This is a genomic window from Neochlamydia sp. S13 (assembly GCF_000648235.2).
Taxonomy (GTDB): Bacteria; Chlamydiota; Chlamydiia; order Chlamydiales; family Parachlamydiaceae; genus Neochlamydia.
In genome coordinates this window covers 1-17,426 of sequence record NZ_AP017977.1, presented here as the reverse complement: position 1 = coordinate 17,426, position 17,426 = coordinate 1, and the positions used below count along the sequence as shown (strand labels likewise).

Below are 17,426 nucleotides of genomic sequence, written 5' to 3'. Positions count from 1 at the left end.
CCAATATTATCTTATGATCGCTATAAAGCATAATAAACTCACCAAGGTAAATTTTATGCGTAGCTATTATGCACATCTTGCCAATGCAAGTCCACACTCTACCTTAAAAAATTTTTCCCCTTCCATTTTTCGTTCCTCTGCCATCTTTCCTGTAATCTCTTTACCCGGCATCTCAGCAAGGCTACTGTTTATGGGATATTGGATGTTAAAAAGTCATGTGCAGGAAATTGCAGCTCAGATTTCTCTGCGTTCTAGTGAAGGAGAGCTGCTTTATCGAACCTCCTTGCATATTCGAGAAGCTAAAACTTACCGTATTGAGCTTATCGATCAGCTTATAGCCATAGGTTTCCCCCTTGATCAGCCTTTCATAGGTAGCCTAGAAGTAGAATTTTTTTCTACGCGCCATTTAGTTTTTCCCTATCCAGCTGTTGCTATTAATTACTATGGCCCTGCTTTTAGTACTGTTGTTCATTCGGCTCAGCGCGTTTACAATAACTTTGAGGATATGCGCAATAATTCTCACTCGCATGTTCCTGAAGCAGGCTTTAATATTTATGCGGATGAAGATCATGAACCTTTTATTAGCATTATTAACGGTCCTGAAGCTCTTCACCAGGCTCCCCTTCTTATGGAGTTTTATAATAGCAAAAATGAAAAGCTTACCCATGAAATTTCTTATCCTACCTTACAAGCTTACCAAACCTGTCTTATCTACCCAAGTAGAGAGGTTGAACTTCAAAAATTTTTAGATGGCCAACCTGGGACGGCTAAAATTACATGTAAAGTCAGTTGGATATTCCCTCGTCTGCTAGTAGGAAATATCCAACGCTCCTTACCGGCTATGACAATTACTCATACCTATTATGATTGCTCTAAGGCTAGTTCAGAAAGCGATTACTGGCGTCCAGCCGAGCCTCAGTGGCTTCCTGCTACTCTCATGATCCCTTTAACTTTACAGAGAAATTTATTTACGAAAGCATATTTTTATCCTATCTACCCCCCTAATACCTTAATTATTGATCTTGAAATCTACAATCAGGAAGGAAGACTTTTAGGAAAAAAAGACCAATGCTTGGCTTTGCATTCCCAACAAAGCGGTTATCAATCCGTATCTTTCAAAGATATTTGCAAGAAATTAGACTTAGATACTGAACAAAATCTTGCAGCGCGCTTAATCGCACGCACAGAAGATGGAAGTCGTATTCCTGCTCGTATTAAGCTAGGGTTAGATTTAGGAGTAGAAGGCCAGCAGATGCCTTGTAATATCTGTACAAACCTCCAACCTTTTAATCCTGCCCTTGAGAACAAACCGACTTCTTTTCGGTGGGCCCCTATCCTTGCTGATAGGGAGAAATCTACTGTGTGGCTCATCAACTCATCTTCTCATGTAGACTACACCCGTTCTGCCCAAATAGACTTAACCTTCTTTCGCGAGAAAGATACCGAAACGCTCAAGCGTACGATAATTTTGCCTCCCCATGGCTTTCGGATAATTTATGCCCAGGAAGATCAAGAGCTCTGCCAGTTCTTAGAAAATACTATCGGCTGGTTTACAGCTGTGAGCCCGAATCCCTATACAAGCACCTACTATTTTACAGAAGATTCTTCTGGAGTCGTAGGCGGAGACCATGGATTTTAATAAACAGTTTTTCTAGCAGATGAAGACGGCTTTTTTTCCCCCGGTAAAAAAGAACCTATTTTTCTAGTTCTGCTAATCACCTTCTTACTTAGGTAAGCACGCCTTTTATTGACCTTAGTAGAGGTATGAGCATGGAGTAGGGGATTCATTTGCTCTCCATGCCTGGCTGCATTTTTTGTATTCTTTCTCTCTAAGCGAAACAATTTTTTTCTTACGTGTGAAGAGGGTTTTTTCTTTCTAGCCTTATTAATTACATTTTTGGCTAGATAAGCATGCTTTTTATCAATTTTGGCATGTAAATGGGGATTGAGTAGAGGGCTGATCTGCTCTCCGCGAGCGCCAGAATTTTTTTCCGTATTGTTTTGGCTTACTGAATACTGATGAATAAGCGGTGAAATGAACTTATCAATATACTCTTGGTCTTCTGGCCCAAAAGGTACTCGCCCAAAAATAGCCTGAAAAGCTTTATTCTCTTGGATTTTATCATCTACTCTTCCAGTACGGTCTTCTGCACTCTTGCAAAAAAACTCTACACAATTAGACATCATCGCATGAATTTCTAAGTAATTAACTTGGAAATCAAGCACGGAATTTACTTCTTTATTTTTTTGGTGGTAAAACACATCGGTAGCCAGCTCAAATTTAAGGGTTAAATCGTTGATATGATGGAGTTGTTGTACTTTTGCCAAATCGGAAGGCAGCTGATCAATTTCTCTTTTTAACTGGGATCTAAACTTTTTAAAAAGATTTTTTATTTCTGAGCTCTTTTGTATATAAATTTCAGATTTAAGTCTTAAATAATCTTTATAGTGATTGTAAACCTCTTTCTCATGCTGTTCAATTTTATCTTTTAAGCGAATAATTTCCCGTTTAAGGTCAGGCTTTTCGGGGTGGGAAAGATATTTTTCCATTAATCTATCCAATGAAGCATAAAGAGAAATAATCTCTTTAGCTTTTTCATGTTGAATCGCCTGCATATCCATTTTTGCTTGACGTAAGGAAGGTGCCCCTTTCATCGATTCAATTTCTTGTAAGGTTACCATTAAAGAAGGTGGGAGGATAGACTGTTTTTGGAGGAAATCAAACACTTCTTGTTCAAACTCTATAAATCCTTTAGCATTGTAAGAAGCTAAAGATTCAGCATCTTTTAAATGCTTTCCCATAGAGGTAGAGTTTACAGCCAATTCATTGGCTCCTAAGTTCATAAATGAAATATCAGGCTTAATCCAAACATCTTTTCCTTCTATTCTAACTTTAAGAAGCCGTTGATTATATATTTTTAAAGCTAAAGCGGATTCTTCTAGTTGAGTAGTTTCACTTTCTCCCGACCATTTTCCTGCAATCCCCTTTTTACGATTGCGCATCTTATCTATTTTTTTTGGTGATAATAACATCATCGTGCGTAAAGGAAGGACAAGAGGTCGATTAGGAGTAGTAACTAAAGAAGGATCAGCCTGAATTCTTAAAGCCGCTAAATCAATTAAATTTTGTTTGCAATTTCGGCACCCGATAGCTTGCCTTTGCAGGGTATCTTTAATGGCGATTGGCGGATAGCTAGAATGGCGAATGGCATCAAAGAGTGTTTCTAGAAAATCCTCTCCCTCTCTATAATGAATTTCTCCAAAAGAAGTAGCCACATAGTTAGCTAAACCTTCACGATCTCTAACCGTGCTTGGTAACATCGCTCTTGCCATACGTTCACCTTTCTCATTAATAATAGAAGAAGGCTTTTGCATATGAAAAAATTGTTGATTTGAATCACCTAGGAAGTAGGTGTTGATAATGGTAGGCCTTCCTACTGCCACAATAAAATCTTTTTCTGCTTGAGCTAACTTGTCAATTGTAAACTCCTCCATCTTTAATTCCGCTACTTGATTGAGCTGATTAACAGTAAATTGTATATCTTTAGCTAGCTGAGCGAGCAGCTCTTGGGCAATCCCATGCACCTGCATATAATGGTCTTCGCCAACTTTTTTATCAGGATGCTGGATATATTGGGGGTCTATCAGAAATTTTTCCGAACGTATTTCCTGCATAAAATTTCTTTGAAGGTAGTCAAGAGTTTCTAACATCTTCTCTTGGGCTTTCTGGCCCTCTAGGCTATCTCCTATAGGTAAATTTTTCACATGCCATTTAGCCGCATCTATTAACAGCCGCTGTCTTTCTATAAAACCTTCAGTCTTAGGCCCATGGTAAGCCTGGGGCGCATATTCATTAACCTCATAGGCTTGCCCCTCTCTGGTTATTTTCCACACAGTAATCCCATAATTTTCATAGGAATTAATCTCAAATTCAATTCCCTCCAGCTCTCCTTTCTGGATTTTTATGCCATGCTCCTCTGTCTGCGCATCGATAAGAGCAGGCTCTTCAGCTTGCAGCTTTTCTTTAAGGTCTTTAATGATATTTAAAATTAAGGCCACCTCTGTTGCTGAAGAATCTCCTTCATTTTTTTCTTTAGCTTTTATATCTCGACTACTCTCTGATAGCTTGCTTACTTCTGGGGAAGCCATGATCTCCTTTTCATCCTCATCCCCTGCGGTTTTGTTCAAGATTTTGGCAGATACATTCTTTATTTTATCGGAAGGAAGTTCTTTAATGATTTTGTAATGATGGCGGTAATCGTGAATGGCTTTGCCTATAAGCATTATTAGAGGGATAATAACAGTAAAATAAGAAATTATTTTAGCAGTGTTTTTAAGCAGTTCTTTCATATTTACATGGCTAGCCCCCCATGAATAGCCACTCTCTTGGCTTTCCAATTTTTTAAATCGATGCCCTCCTTCTTTTCGTGAAACATTTTTTAAATGGAAATAGGAATCGAAAACATTTTTATTAGCATGATCAATCGCATCAGAAAATTGAGTTTTGTCTATTGCCATAGTTAACCCCTTATTTAACTAATACTTATTAATATTATAATTTTAAATTAAAATATTAATCAATTAATTAAAGAATTAACTAACTCAGAATAAAAAGGTAAATAATTAACGAATTGATAATCAGATAATTTAGGATCAAACCAGCCTAGCTTGTGCTCAGTTTGATTAATTAACGCTATAAAAGAAGCTTTGATGAACCGGTTATAACCTATGACTTGAAGAATCTCTTTAGAAGAGAGGGGAACTGCCTTACATTCAATAAGTAACAAAGGATGCAGGCTGTTTTCTTTGGGGAGATAACAAATAATATCCGCTCGCCTTTCGGGTAAAAGAGAGGTAAATATTTTCATATGGGGTAAGGATTGCAGCTCTTTCTCTACTGCAATACATGAACGAGGAAATCCTAAATGCTGGATTAAAAGCTGGATCGCTTGCTGGCGAACAAGCTCTTCAGGGGTAGCTATTAACCAGTTTTTACGAATAGCACAATAAATTTTTTGCTTTTCTTCTTTCTCCATAATAAGAAGCTTCAAAAATCCATAAGCTTGAAGTTATGAACTTTTGAAGCAATATTTAATTACCCTTCAGGCATGAGAAGATCATAATCTCCATCCTCTCGGCGATAAATAACGTTTAACTTACGATCCACTTCATTACGAAAAAGGAGAAAAACCTCTCCTGATAGCTCCATTTTCATGATAGCTTCATCTAAAGTTAAATATTTAAGAGGTTTTTTTTCTTGTTTAACAATATGATGAGGACGATATTCTTTATCTCTCTGGGATGCATTTTCAGCTTCAATCTCTTCGTTAATTTCTGCTGCTTCGACTTCCTTTAAAGGACGTAAAACATTAACGGCCATATCCACCACTTCAAGAGGCTTAGCATGATGATCTTTAATTTTTTGCTTATATTTTTTAAGTTGCGTTTGAATTTTATCTACTGCTTTATCAATAGATGCATACATATCATCTGTGACCGCTGAACTTTTAATGAGTATATGGTTCAGCTTAACGAGAAGGTTGACATGATGCTCAAACCTTTGAATATCCATTGTGATCGTTATATCTATAATAGGTATATCGTATTTTTCAATTTTAGAAAGCTTGTCTTTGATATAGCCTTCCATGGCCTCGGTTACTTGTACATTTCGTCCATTAATAGTTAAGCTATAGTCTTCATCAACAAATTCAGCAGCTTTAGATTTGCGGCTCATAGAAACCTCGATTTTATGGAGTTGAGATAGGAATTTTAAGTTCCTATTAGCTCCTATTATACAAAAAAATCTAGTAATGGGTAAAGAGAACAAAGCAGATCTTTTGAAAATAGCATCACCAGAAGATACAAACTCTATTTCTTCAAGCCCTTAGCCTCTCAAGTTTGAGGCTATAATTAGGCCTAAGATCCTATGTAGACCTTTACAAAGAGGATTGCCTTCAAGGATGATACTTTTTAGGCTTTATGAAAAATGCTCTGTTAAAACCCGGTGAGCAGCCAAATTTTAGATACTATTAAAACTTAAATTTTTTAAATTTTTTTTCTTTGGCAGCAGAGAAAAGAATTGCTAAAAAATCTTTTCGTATTTTTTTATGCCTACTTCACCGTTTTTAGAGTCCTACCCGTGGATATAGACTTGCTTTACGCAAAAAAAAGTTCTATTAATCGCTAAAGCTTTTTTAAGCCCTACTCCACAGGTCGAATACGTTTTTGAGCAGCTCTTTATGCAAGCTTATACTTAATAGCAAGCTCTGCCTTTAAGAAAAAGTTTAACTTTTAAGGATAATTTCCTTGCTAGAAGGAGGCCCTAACAAAGCTTATTTACAGGCTATTATTTCCTATTCCATAAGCTTTTCTTCTGGAAAGGAATTTAAAGTCTCTTCTGCTTTCCTCGAAAAATCCCCACAAAATTCGTCATCCTCTCAAATAAACTCCAATAACTTTAGGTTATAAAAAAAACTAGAGGAAGGCCAAAAAAAAATTTAGAGGATCTCTAACCTTAAAAGATAGAGGGAATCATGAGGAGCTAATGACGTAAAAGATGCCATTTATCTAACAGATTTACCGAGTAGAAGTTTTATACTGCCTCTAAATTTTTTTTCAATTGGGCACGGAGCTTTATATTCCCTAGCTGTCCACAGGCTGCCATAATGTCCTTACCCTTTGTTGCTCTAAGGAGAGTTTGATAGCCTTGTAAGCGCAAATGTTGACGAAAAGCTATAACAGCCTCCTCAGTAGGCCGAGCAAAACGATCACCTGTTTGGGGATTATAAGGGATAAGGTTAATTTTAACATGAAGGCCTTTAAGATAATCTGCTAAGCGTTCTGCATGTTCTAAAGAATCATTTACATCCTTAATGAGTACATAAGCGGTAAGGATTTTTAATCCTGTGACTTCATTGTATTCACGCATTGCTTTATAAAGTTGTTGCATATCATGCTTACGGTTGATAGGCATTAAACGCTGGCGAATTTCATCCGTAGGAGCATTGATCGATACGGCCAGATGAGGCTTAGGCCCGGGACTATGGGTGAACTTATTGATCCCTTCGATTACCCCGCTAGTGGAGATAGTCAAATGGTTACGTCCAAATCCTAATCCTTTAGGATCCATTAATATATGGGTAGCTTGCCTAACGTTTTCATAATTATCAAAAGGCTCTCCCATTCCCATAAAGACAATATTACGTATAGGATACCTGAGTACATGACGAACCACAAAAACTTGACCGATAATCTCTTCTACCTTTAAATTACGCAGCAATCCCATCCGGCCAGTCTCACAAAATGTACAACCCCTGCGACATCCCACCTGCGAAGAGATACACAATGTACCCCCCGCCTGCATAGGAATTAACACCGCCTCAACCTCAAGGTTATCCTGGGTTTTAAGAAGAAATTTTTTCGTTTCACCATCATCTTTTTCTACAGGCACTAAAGGCAAAGAAAGGTCGACTCTTAATAGGATTTCTCTTAAAAGCTTAGAGGCATTATGAAAAGCTGGATGGTGGCCAGAGACTGCGCCTGTGCGATAGAATTCTTCATAGACTAAGCCGGCATGTAGATAACCTTTGCCTAATTCTGCTGCGATAAAATTACAAAAAGAGTGATGAGTATAGCTTAAAAGATTAACTGTTGAATTCATACCTTGGAAAAATGTGCACCGAAGAGGGCTCGAACCTCTAACCACCCGGTTCGAAGCCGGGTACTCTATCCATTGAGCTATCGGTGCATTTAGCTTGCAAGATTATAGAAAGAATCACGAAAATAGCATTCTAGCGTAGAAGCTTCTTTTTTTAAACCTAAAATTGGCCGTTGCATGCAAATTTCTCATACGCAAGGTTTGATCCTTAAAGTCATTGACTTTCGCGAATATGACCAAATCATGACTGTTTTTACTCCTGATAAGGGAATAGTAAAATGGATCTTCAAAATAAGAAAACCTTCGAAAACTTCTCCACGGGTTAAAATTTCTCCTCTTATGCAAGGCGAATTTACATACAGCGAAACTAAAGGAGAGATTTGGAAATGTAGGGAACTTATCATCTATAACTATTATTTAAAGTTACGGGGAGATTATAACTTATTAGAAAGTGCTGGACGGATGATTAACACCGTTATAGATTCTCAGCCCTTGCATAAGCCTGCCCCTAAACTTTTTAAGCAATTGATCACCTATCTAGAGAAAATTCCTTTTACAACCAATTTACCAGCTTTAGAGCTAAGCTTTATACTAAAAATTCTTAAAAATGAAGGGGTAGCCAATACCCATTTACAATGCTCTGTTTGTCAAAGTTCCCTTCAATCTCTTTATATTTGGCAAGGAGAACATTTTTGTGCCATGCATACGCCTGCAGGTGCCTTGCTTTTTAATGAAGATGAAACTTTAGCTTGGATGCAGTTGGCTGCTTGTTCTTCTTTTAACCAGCTTAACACTATTTGCATCCCTGTACATTTGCCCTATAAAGCTCATCAGCTATTTAAAATTCTTGTTCAGCATTGATCTTGTTTCCTATTTGCCAGCTTTTTCTTTACTCCTCCCTACGAACGTGCTTTTCCTTTTTAGAATTTCAATTTTATTCTTGCCTATATAAAGGTGAGTTTGTTATATTTTAGCTTCTTCAATTTTTAAGCGAAAGTGGCGGAATTGGTATACGCGCTACTTTGAGGTGGTAGTGAGAGAAATCTCGTAGGGGTTCAAGTCCCCTCTTTCGCAATCAAGCTTTTGGCCCTCCTTTTCAAACGATTTACTAGCAAACTTTTCAGTTATCATATTTCTAAATAAGCTTTTTTTTATCCCCTATTTAATTTAGGATATTTATTCAAAAGCTAGACATTTATGCTTGAATCCTCTATGGTTGGCTTTTTTAATCAACTCTTGATTCTTTCATGGATTGTCGTGCCTATTGCACTGCTGCTTCTTATAAAATAAAGCTTTTTTACGAAATTCTTCGCCAACGTTTTCCTTCTGCCTCTTATCGTGATGCTGTCCACTGCTCGATTCCTCTTCCCCATCTTCCACCCGGAGATGTTTTCTTCTTTTCGTATGGAGCTGTGGTTTGCTGGGGTTTACCCAAGGAAATAGAAAGCGAAATGCTTAAACTTGTGCAACCCTACGAAGAAAAGCATTCTGATGATATTGAGACCGATGAGTTCACTTACCTTTATGGAGAGGCTCCTAGAATTTTAGAAGATGAAATTATTTTACCCAATCAAGAAATGCTTACCAAGCTTGCTATTTCGCATGGATTGGCTCAATCTGTTAAGCTAGGAACTTTTGAAAACGCTATTCAAGCGACTTTTAATCAATCTAAACATATTCCTGAAGACTTAGCTAGCAAAGGAAAAATTTCTTATTCTAAAAAGGCTATACGCAAAAAGATGGGGGAATTATTCATTGCGCGCAACTCTATCAATTTACATGCCGATGTGCTAGACACGCCAGAATTTTTTTGGGAATATCCAGAGCTTGAACCCTTGTATACGATGGTCGCTAACTATTTAGATATTGAAAGCCGCGTGGAAGTTCTTAATCAGCGTTTAGATGTAGTCCATGAGCTTTTCCAAATGCTAGGCTCTGAGCTTAATCACCAACATTCTAGTCGCCTTGAATGGACAATTATCTGGCTCATCATTATCGAAGTAATGCTTAATCTATTAAAAGACGTGTTTAGAATTTTATGAAGGTTTTATTTATTCTAATTATTCGTATTTACCAATGGACCATTAGTCCTCTTCTAGGGCCGATCTGCCGCTTTACACCTTCTTGTTCTAATTATGCCTTACAAGCTATTAAAAAGCATGGCGTATGCCGAGGAACAGGGCTAGCTATCAGACGTATCTGCCGCTGCAATCCTCGCCACTTAGGAGGGAGAGATGAAGTGCCTTAAAAAATTATACTTTTTTATTTTATAAAGTAGAGTACTACCCTTATTCTTACTTAGTTAAAATTTAAGTCTTTTAAAAAAAAGTTTTTAGTTCATTGTGCTAACTTCTCTTACGCCCACAAACTCCTTACATTTAAAGCAGGGAAAAACTTCCTCAATCATTTTACAAAGCCCTCGTAAACATGGAGGTATTTGCCAGAAAAGGAGGCAACCAGATAATCAAAATTTAAGCTAAGTAACCTACCATCAAAGGAAGAAGTTAAGAATCTAAAATCCTTTCTAGCCTTTTATTAACCTTTTATTGTTTAGAGCTGATTCAAAATACACCTTAAGCGGCTAAAACAAAAGCAAGTCGCCTTTAATTATAAATTATTTTACTTCCTACTTTTTCTAATAAACTTTGCACTCAGTGGGACTTTTATCATTCCCCTATGTTCTTAAATTAGAGTGATAATATTTAGCTCTTTCTATCTATAAATTTTCCCCTGCTTTTCGATCCTTAACTTTTTATGCTAAGCGCTAATTTCTTAGCTTGTGCTTACGTAATTAACGCCAGTTTCTTGCTGTCAAGAAAAGTTGTCCTCCCAGCCATAACACTCTTCAGAAAAAGAGAAAAACTTCTTGTCGTTATAATGTGTAGGCTAGTTTAAGCTTGCTTAGTTGCGGGAAGAAAAGCGGATTACTTTCTTAAAGATAAGGTGGTTAAAAGTTTCTTATTTCATTTTAGCCCACCCTAATTTAAAAAGTACTTACGACTATTCTACAATTGAAAACGCTGCCTTATTTTTTTGTTGATATTTTTCAAAGGATTTTCCGCTAATTCAAGGAATCGCAGATCAGACAGCCGTCCTATTTTTGCAGGCAGGCTGATGAGCTGGTTTTTGCTTAAGTCAAGCCCTTGCACCTGAGACAATTGGCATATCTCTGCAGGCAGAGCCGTAAGGTGGTTTTGATTTAAGTAAAGCACTCGTAGTTGAGACAGTTGCCCAATTTCTGCAGGCAGACTGGTGAGCTGGTTTTGATTTAAGTAAAGCACTCGTAGTTGAGACAGTTGCCCAATTTCTACAGGCAGGCTAGCAAGCTGGTTTTGATTTAGTTCAAGCGTTTCCAGCCAAGACAGCCGCCCGATTCCTGCAGGCAGAATGGTGAGCTGGTTTTGATTTAGTTCAAGCGTTTGCAGCTGAGGCAGCTGCCCGATTTCTCCAGGAAGGCTGGTGAGCTGGTTTTGATTTAAGTAAAGCCTTTGCAGATTGGATAGCTGCCCTATTTCTCCAGGCAGAGCGGTGAGCTGGTTTTGGCTTAATTTAAGCGTTTGCAGCTGAGGCAGCTGCCCGATTTCTGCAGGAAGAGTGGTGAGCTGGTTGTAGCTTAAACCAAGCCCTTGCAGTTGAGACAATTGACCTATTTCTGCAGGAAGGCCGGAGAGCTGGTTTTGACTTAAATCAAGCCCTTGCAGCCGAGAAAGCTGCCCAGTTTCTACAGGCAGAGCGGTGAGCTGGTTTTGATTTAAGAAAAGCCATAGCAGTTGAGACAATTGACCTATTTCTGCAGGCAGAGCGGTGAGCTGGTTTTGATTTAAGCCAAGCGTTTGCAGCTTAGACAGCTGCCCAATTTCTGCAGGCAGACTGGTGAGCTGGTTTTGACTTAATTCAAGCTGTAGGAGCTGAGACAGCTGCCCAATTTCTGTAGGCAGGCTGGTGAGCTGGTTTTGATTTAATTCAAGCTGTAGCAGCTGAGATAACTGGCCTATTTCTGGGGGTAAGTAAGTCAAGCCTGCTCTAGATAAATCTAAAGCCGTAATATTTTTACAATTTTCTTCAATCCAATCTCTAAGAAGCTCCCCTTTTTTTTCTAGAGGCAAGTGCTTAATTTCTTCTCGGCTCAAGTATTCTTCCCCACCAGGAAGCTTTTTCCAAAGTAAAAGGCGATTAATATTTAAGAGATAAGAAGAGTAGTTAGCCAGAGTAAAATAACTTTTTTCCTCGGTTTTCCATTTAAATTCCAAAGGAGAAATAGATTTAGCTAAGGTAAAAACTTGTTTAAAAACTTGATAAACTTTTTCAGTAGAGGTAAGTCCAGAATTGAGTTGATAAACTTTAGCTAACATAAGAGTTCGCTGGGTAGTGGTATTCTTCGTGGGAAAATGAAGCTGGGCTATTTTTTTATAAAGAGAAGGCATCGCTTCAGAAGCCAGCAGATGATGCCATCTTTTACAGACGCTAAATAAGGAAGGAACTACGCAAGCCTCTAAGATAGGGAGCAGCAATTCATTAGGCAATCTTTCAATAGATGTCGATGAGATAGGATGCATTTTATTTCCTTGGGTAGTAATGAACTTTTATCATTTTTATTTTTGAAGGCAATATAAAAAAATTAAAAAAGCAAGTCAAACGAATTCGTATCCTTATCAAGGAAAAAACAACCCATAGATAATCTGCCACGCTTTTATTGCAGATAGATTCAGGAAAGGGGGGGGGCCTTCCAAGCATTTAGGAGCAGCCACAGGTTTTGGCGATTAAGTGACGCGGCAATTTTGGTTTGACTAAAAGAATGAGATTGATTCTTTGCTATATTTGAGAAAAACAGCTCTGTTGGGTGCCTTCTTTTAATTTTTCTACCGCATGATGGAATACAATACGCCTAGCTTCTTCCTATCAAAAAAAGTTGTTCTCCCAGCTATAAAACTCTGCAGAAAAAGAGAAAAACTTCTTGTCGTTACAAATGTGTAGGTTAGTTTAAGCTTGCTTAGTTGCGGGAAGAAAAGCGGATTACTTCTTTAAAGATAAGATGGCTAAAAGTTTTTTATTTCATTTTAGCTCACCCCAAATTAAAAAGTACTTACTATTCTACAATTGAAAACGCTGCTTTATTTTTTCGGCGATATTTTTCGAGGGATTTTCCGCTAATTCAAGCGTTTGCAGCTGAGACAATTGAACTATTCCTGCAGGAAGGCTGGTGAGCTGGTTTTGATTTAAGTAAAGCCATTGCTGCAGCTGGGACAATTGACCTATCGTTGCAGGCAGGTTGGTGAGCTGGTTTTGGCTTAAATCAAGCCATTGCAGCTGAGGCAGCTGCAAGATTTCTGCAGGCAGGCTGGTGAGCTGGTTTTGGCTTGAATTAAGCTCTTGCAGCTTAGACAGCTGCCCTATTTCTGCAGGAAGACTGGCGAGCTGGTTTTGGCTTAAGTAAAGCCATTCCAGCTGGGACAGCCGCCCAATTTCTAAAGGAAGGCTGGTGAGCTCGTTTTCACTTAAGTCAAGCGATTGCAGCTCAGACAGCTGCCCGATTTCTTCAGGCAGAGCGGTGAGCTGGTTTTGGCTTAAGTGAAGCTCTCGCAGCTGAGATAACTGGCATATTTCTGAGGGTAAATAAGTCAAGCCTGCTCCAGATAAATTTAGTGAAGTTAAATTTTTACAATTTTCTTCAATCCAATCTCTAAGAAGCTCTCCTTTTTTCTCTAAAGGCAAGTGCTTAATTTCTTCTCGGCTCAAGTATTCTTCCCCACCAGGAATTTTTTTCCAGAGTAAAAGGCGATTGCTATTTAAGAGATAAGAAAAGTAATTAGCCAGCGTTAAGCCTCTTTTTTCTTCTGTTTTCTCTTTAAATTCCAAAGGAGAAATAGATTTAGCTAAGGTAAAAACTTGTTTAAAAACTTCATAAACTTTTTCAGTAGAGGTAAGTCCAGGATTGAGTTGATAGACTTTAGCTAACATAAGAGTTCGCTGGGTAATAGCATTTTCCCTGGGGAAATAAAGCTGGGCTATTTTTTTATAAAGAGAAGGCATCACTTCGAAAGCCAGCAGATGATGCCATCTTTTACAGACGCTAAATAAGGAAGGAACTACGCAAGCCTCTAAGATAGGGAGCAGCAATTCATTGGGCAGGCTTTCAATAGATGCCGAAGAGATAGGATGCATTTTATTTCCTTTAGTAATGATGATTTTTTATCATTTTATTATTAATAATAAAATAGAAAAATTAAAAAAGCAAGTCAAACGAATTCGTATCCTTATCAAGGAAGGACAATTCACAGATAATCTACCACGCTTTTATTTCAGATAGATTAAGGAAAGGGAGGGCCTTCCAAGCATTCAGGAGCAGCCACAGGTTTTGGCGATTAAGTGACGCGGCAATTTTGGTTTGACTAAAAGAATGAGATTGATTCTTTGCCTTATTTGAGGAAAACAACTCTTTTTGGTGCCTTCTTTTAATTTTTCTACCGCATGATGGAATACAATACGCCTAGCTTCTTTCTGTCAAGGAAGGTTGTTCTTCCCACTATAACACTCTGCAGAAAAAAAGAGAACCTTCTCGCCATTATAAATGTGTAAGTCAGTTTAAGCTTGCTTAGTTGCTGGAAGAAAAGCGGGTTACTTGTTTAAAGATAAGATGGCTAAAAGTTTTTTATTCCATTTTAGCCTACCCCAATTTAAAAAGCACTTACAATAATTTTACAATCGAAAACGCTGCCTTATTTTTTCGTCGATATCTTTCAAAAGATTTTCCGCTAATTCAAGAGTTTGCAGATCAGGCAGCCGTCCGATTTCTGCGGGCAGGCTAGTGAGCTGGTTTTGATTTAAGTAAAGTCCTTGTAATCGAAACAATTGACCTATTTCTACAGGCAGACTGGTGAGCTGGTTTTTTCTTAAGTCAAGCGTTTGCAGCTGAGGCAATTGCCCGATTTCTACAGGCAGGCTGGTAAGCTGGTTTTGACTTAAGTAAAGCCCTCGCAGCTGAGGCAGCTGCCCGATTTCTGCAGGCAGAGCGGTTAGCTGGTTACCTCTTAAGTAAAGCTGTTGCAGATTAGACAGCTGCCCGATTTCTTCAGGCAGAGCGGTGAGTTGGTTTTGGCTTAAATCAAGCGCTTGCAGCTGAGATAGCTGGCATATTTCTGGGGGTAGATAAGTCAAGCCTATTCCAGATAAATATAGATCCGTGGCATTTTTACAATTTTCTTCAATCCACTCTCTAAGAAGCTCTCCTTTTTTTTCTAGAAACACGTGCTTAATTTCTTCTCGGCTCAAGTATTCTTCCCCACCAGGAAGCTCTTTCCAAAGTAAAAGGCGATTATTATTAAAGAGATAAGAAGAGTAATTAGCCAGGGTAAGATACCTCTTTTCTTCTATTTGCACTTTAAATTCTAAAGCTGAAAAAGACTTGGCTAAAGTAAAGATTCGCCTAAAGATTGCATTTACCTTTGCTGCCTCAGAAAGCTTTTCTTTTAGCTTATAAATCCTATCTACAATAAGAGCCTGCTCCTTAACATTTCCTTGAGGAACATGCACTTTACCTATTTGCTTATAAAGAGAAGGCATCACTTCAGAAGCTAGCAGATGATGCCATCTTTTACAGACGCCAAATAAGGAAGGAACTGCGCAAGCCTCTAAGATAGGGAGCAGCAATTCATTAGGCAAGCTTTCAATAGATGCCGGAGAGATAGGATGCATTTTATTTCCTTCGGTAGGGATAACCTTTTATCATTTTTATTTCTTAAAGACAGAATATAAAAATTAAAAAAAGCAAGTCAAACGAATTTGTATCTTTAACAAGGAAAAACCACTCACAGATGATCTAATAGCGCTTTCTTTTCAGATAGATTCCAAGGAAAAGGGGTAGACCTTCCAAGCATTTAGGAGCAGACACAAGTGTTAGCGATTAAGTGACGCGGCAATTTTGGTTTAGCTAAAAGAATGAGATTGATTCTTTGCCTTATTTGAGAAAAACGGCTCTTTTTGGTACCTTGTTTTAATTCTTCTACTGAATGATGAAATACAATACGCCAGTTTCTTCCTATCAAGAAAGGTTGTTCTCACAGCCTAGCAATCTGCAGAAAAAGAGAGGAACTTCTTTTCGTTATAAATGTGTAGATAAGTTTAAGCTTGCTTAGTTGCCGGAAGAAAAGCGGATTGCTTCTTTAAAGATAAGATGGCTAAAAGTTTTTTATTTCATTGTAGCCCACGCCGATTTAAAAAGTACTTACGGCCCTTCTACAAATAGAAACGCTGCCTTATTTTTTCAGCGATATCTTTCAAAGGATTTTCTGCTAGTTCAAGCTTGATAAGCTGAGAAAGCTGCCCGATTTCTGTAGGCAGACTGGTGAGTTGGTTTTGATTTAAGTAAAGCCATTGCAGCTGAGACAATTGACCTATTTCTGCAGGCAGACTGGTGAGCTGGTTTTGATTTAAGTAAAGCCATTGCAGCTGAGACAGCCGCGTTATTTCTACGGGCAGAGCGGTGAGCTGGTTTTGATTTAAATTAAGCCCTTGCAGCTGAGGCAGCCGCCCTATTTCTGCAGGCAGAGCGGTGAGCTGGTTTTGATTTAATTCAAGCGATTGCAGCTCAGACAGCTGCCCTATTTCTGCAGGCAGGCTGGCAAGCTGGTTTTGATTTAAGTAAAGCCGTGCCAACTGAGGCAGTTGCCCGATTTCTGCAGGCAGACTGGTGATCTGGTTTTGATTTAAGTAAAGCACTCGTAGTTGAGACAGTTGCCCAATTTCTGCAGGCAGACTGGTGAGCTGGTTTTGATTTAAGTAAAGCACTCGTAGTTGAGACAGTTGCCCAATTTCTACAGGCAGGCTAGCAAGCTGGTTTTGATTTAGTTCAAGCGTTTCCAGCCAAGACAGCCGCCCGATTCCTGCAGGCAGAATGGTGAGCTGGTTTTGATTTAGTTCAAGCGTTTGCAGCTGAGGCAGCTGCCCGATTTCTCCAGGAAGGCTGGTGAGCTGGTTTTGATTTAAGTAAAGCCTTTGCAGATTGGATAGCTGCCCTATTTCTCCAGGCAGACTGGTGAGCTGGTTTTGATTTAAACCAAGCCATTGTAGCTGAGACAGCTGCCGGATTTCTGCAGGAAGACTGGTGAGCTGGTTTTGATTTAAGTCAAGCCATTGCAGCTTAGACAGCTGCCCGATTTCTGTAGGCAGAGCGGTGAGCTGGTTTTGGCTTAATTTAAGCGTTTGCAGCCGAGGCAGCTGCCCGATTTCTGCAGGAAGAGTGGTGAGCTGGTTGTAGCTTAAACCAAGCCCTTGCAGTTGAGATAACTGGCCTATTTCTGGGGGTAAGTAAGTTAAGCCTGCTTTAGATAAACCTAAAGCCGTGATATTTTTACAATTTTCTTCAATCCAATCTCTAAGAAGCTTTCCTTTTTTTTTTAGAGGCAAGTGCTTAATTTCTTCTCGGCTCAAGTATTCTTCCCCACCAGGAAGTTTTTTCCAAAGTAAAAGACGATTAATATTTAAGAGATAAGAAGAGTAATTAGCCAGAGTAAGATACCTCTTTTCTTCTATTTGCACTTTAAATTCTAAAGTTGAAAGAGACTTGGCTAAAGTAAAGATTTGCCTAAAGATTGCATTTACCTTTGCTGTTTCAGAAAGCTTTTCTTCTAGCATATAAATCCTATCTACAATAAGAGCCTGCTCCTTAACATTTCCTTGAGGAACATGCACTTTACCTATTTGCTTATAAAGAGGGGGCATGACTTCCGTAGCTAGCAGATGATGCCATCTTTTACAGACGCTAAATAAGGAA

11 protein-coding genes and 2 tRNA genes are annotated in these 17,426 nt (G+C 38.6%); 5 read left to right on the top strand and 8 right to left on the bottom strand.

The window, feature by feature from the left end; translation table 11 throughout:
• The first annotated feature begins 13 nt into the window (after window positions 1-13).
• On the top strand, window positions 14-1,639 hold the full coding sequence (locus TY21_RS00075) for a hypothetical protein (protein WP_232044365.1): 1,626 nt from the start codon (window positions 14-16) through the stop codon (window positions 1,637-1,639).
• Here the strand turns inward: TY21_RS00075 and TY21_RS00070 are convergent.
• The 5 genes from TY21_RS00070 to TY21_RS00045 all read right to left on the bottom strand — a co-directional run bounded on the left by TY21_RS00070 (window position 1,636) and on the right by TY21_RS00045 (window position 7,747).
• Window positions 1,636-4,518 (bottom strand): hypothetical protein, encoded by a 2,883-nt coding sequence (locus TY21_RS00070; protein WP_042241531.1) that lies wholly within the window; start codon window positions 4,516-4,518, stop codon window positions 1,636-1,638. The genes TY21_RS00075 and TY21_RS00070 overlap by 4 nt on opposite strands.
• 59 nt (window positions 4,519-4,577) lie before the next feature.
• Window positions 4,578-5,036 (bottom strand): type I restriction enzyme HsdR N-terminal domain-containing protein, encoded by a 459-nt coding sequence (locus TY21_RS00065; protein WP_042241526.1) that lies wholly within the window; start codon window positions 5,034-5,036, stop codon window positions 4,578-4,580.
• Window positions 5,037-5,095: 59 nt separating this feature from the next.
• Window positions 5,096-5,734 (bottom strand): ribosome-associated translation inhibitor RaiA, encoded by a 639-nt coding sequence (raiA, locus tag TY21_RS00060; RefSeq protein ID WP_042241522.1) that lies wholly within the window; start codon window positions 5,732-5,734, stop codon window positions 5,096-5,098.
• A gap of 858 nt (window positions 5,735-6,592) precedes the next feature.
• The gene (gene rlmN, locus TY21_RS00050) at window positions 6,593-7,660 is read right to left on the bottom strand and encodes a 23S rRNA (adenine(2503)-C(2))-methyltransferase RlmN (RefSeq protein WP_042241521.1); all 1,068 of its coding nucleotides are present in this window, start codon (window positions 7,658-7,660) and stop codon (window positions 6,593-6,595) included.
• A gap of 14 nt (window positions 7,661-7,674) precedes the next feature.
• A tRNA-Arg gene (locus TY21_RS00045) sits at window positions 7,675-7,747 on the bottom strand.
• A gap of 87 nt (window positions 7,748-7,834) precedes the next feature.
• Here TY21_RS00045 and recO point away from each other — a divergent pair.
• The 4 genes from recO to yidD all read left to right on the top strand — a co-directional run bounded on the left by recO (window position 7,835) and on the right by yidD (window position 9,905).
• Window positions 7,835-8,518: a DNA repair protein RecO gene (recO, locus tag TY21_RS00040; protein WP_042241518.1), complete on the top strand. Its 684-nt coding sequence runs from the start codon at window positions 7,835-7,837 to the stop codon at window positions 8,516-8,518.
• 129 nt (window positions 8,519-8,647) lie between these two features.
• A tRNA-Leu gene (locus TY21_RS00035) sits at window positions 8,648-8,731 on the top strand.
• A 173-nt stretch (window positions 8,732-8,904) separates the two neighbouring features.
• Complete coding sequence (locus TY21_RS00030) at window positions 8,905-9,699, top strand: RMD1 family protein (protein WP_042241514.1); 795 nt, start codon at window positions 8,905-8,907, stop codon at window positions 9,697-9,699.
• Window positions 9,696-9,905, top strand: a complete 210-nt coding sequence (gene yidD, locus TY21_RS00025; protein WP_042241511.1) for a membrane protein insertion efficiency factor YidD — start codon at window positions 9,696-9,698, stop codon at window positions 9,903-9,905. The genes TY21_RS00030 and yidD overlap by 4 nt, the downstream gene beginning before the upstream one ends.
• Before the next feature lie 757 nt (window positions 9,906-10,662).
• Here the strand turns inward: yidD and TY21_RS00020 are convergent.
• From TY21_RS00020 to TY21_RS00010, 3 genes are all read right to left on the bottom strand, one after another.
• A complete protein-coding gene (locus TY21_RS00020) occupies window positions 10,663-12,213 on the bottom strand; it encodes a leucine-rich repeat domain-containing protein (RefSeq protein WP_130589418.1) in 1,551 nt (516 codons plus the stop codon).
• A 535-nt stretch (window positions 12,214-12,748) separates the two neighbouring features.
• On the bottom strand, window positions 12,749-13,819 hold the full coding sequence (locus TY21_RS00015; protein WP_130589417.1) for a leucine-rich repeat domain-containing protein: 1,071 nt from the start codon (window positions 13,817-13,819) through the stop codon (window positions 12,749-12,751).
• Window positions 13,820-14,353: 534 nt separating this feature from the next.
• Window positions 14,354-15,349 (bottom strand): leucine-rich repeat domain-containing protein, encoded by a 996-nt coding sequence (locus TY21_RS00010; RefSeq protein ID WP_130589416.1) that lies wholly within the window; start codon window positions 15,347-15,349, stop codon window positions 14,354-14,356.
• Window positions 15,350-17,426: the final 2,077 nt, after the last annotated feature.

Coding starts and splice junctions, on each gene's coding strand:
- TY21_RS00075 (WP_232044365.1), top strand. CDS start 14: ATGATCGCTATAAAGCATAATAAACTCACCAAGGTAAATTTTATGCGT.
- TY21_RS00070 (WP_042241531.1), bottom strand. CDS start 4,518: ATGGCAATAGACAAAACTCAATTTTCTGATGCGATTGATCATGCTAAT.
- TY21_RS00065 (WP_042241526.1), bottom strand. CDS start 5,036: ATGGAGAAAGAAGAAAAGCAAAAAATTTATTGTGCTATTCGTAAAAAC.
- raiA (WP_042241522.1), bottom strand. CDS start 5,734: ATGAGCCGCAAATCTAAAGCTGCTGAATTTGTTGATGAAGACTATAGC.
- rlmN (WP_042241521.1), bottom strand. CDS start 7,660: ATGAATTCAACAGTTAATCTTTTAAGCTATACTCATCACTCTTTTTGT.
- recO (WP_042241518.1), top strand. CDS start 7,835: ATGCAAATTTCTCATACGCAAGGTTTGATCCTTAAAGTCATTGACTTT.
- TY21_RS00030 (WP_042241514.1), top strand. CDS start 8,905: ATGGATTGTCGTGCCTATTGCACTGCTGCTTCTTATAAAATAAAGCTT.
- yidD (WP_042241511.1), top strand. CDS start 9,696: ATGAAGGTTTTATTTATTCTAATTATTCGTATTTACCAATGGACCATT.
- TY21_RS00020 (WP_130589418.1), bottom strand. CDS start 12,213: ATGCATCCTATCTCATCGACATCTATTGAAAGATTGCCTAATGAATTG.
- TY21_RS00015 (WP_130589417.1), bottom strand. CDS start 13,819: ATGCATCCTATCTCTTCGGCATCTATTGAAAGCCTGCCCAATGAATTG.
- TY21_RS00010 (WP_130589416.1), bottom strand. CDS start 15,349: ATGCATCCTATCTCTCCGGCATCTATTGAAAGCTTGCCTAATGAATTG.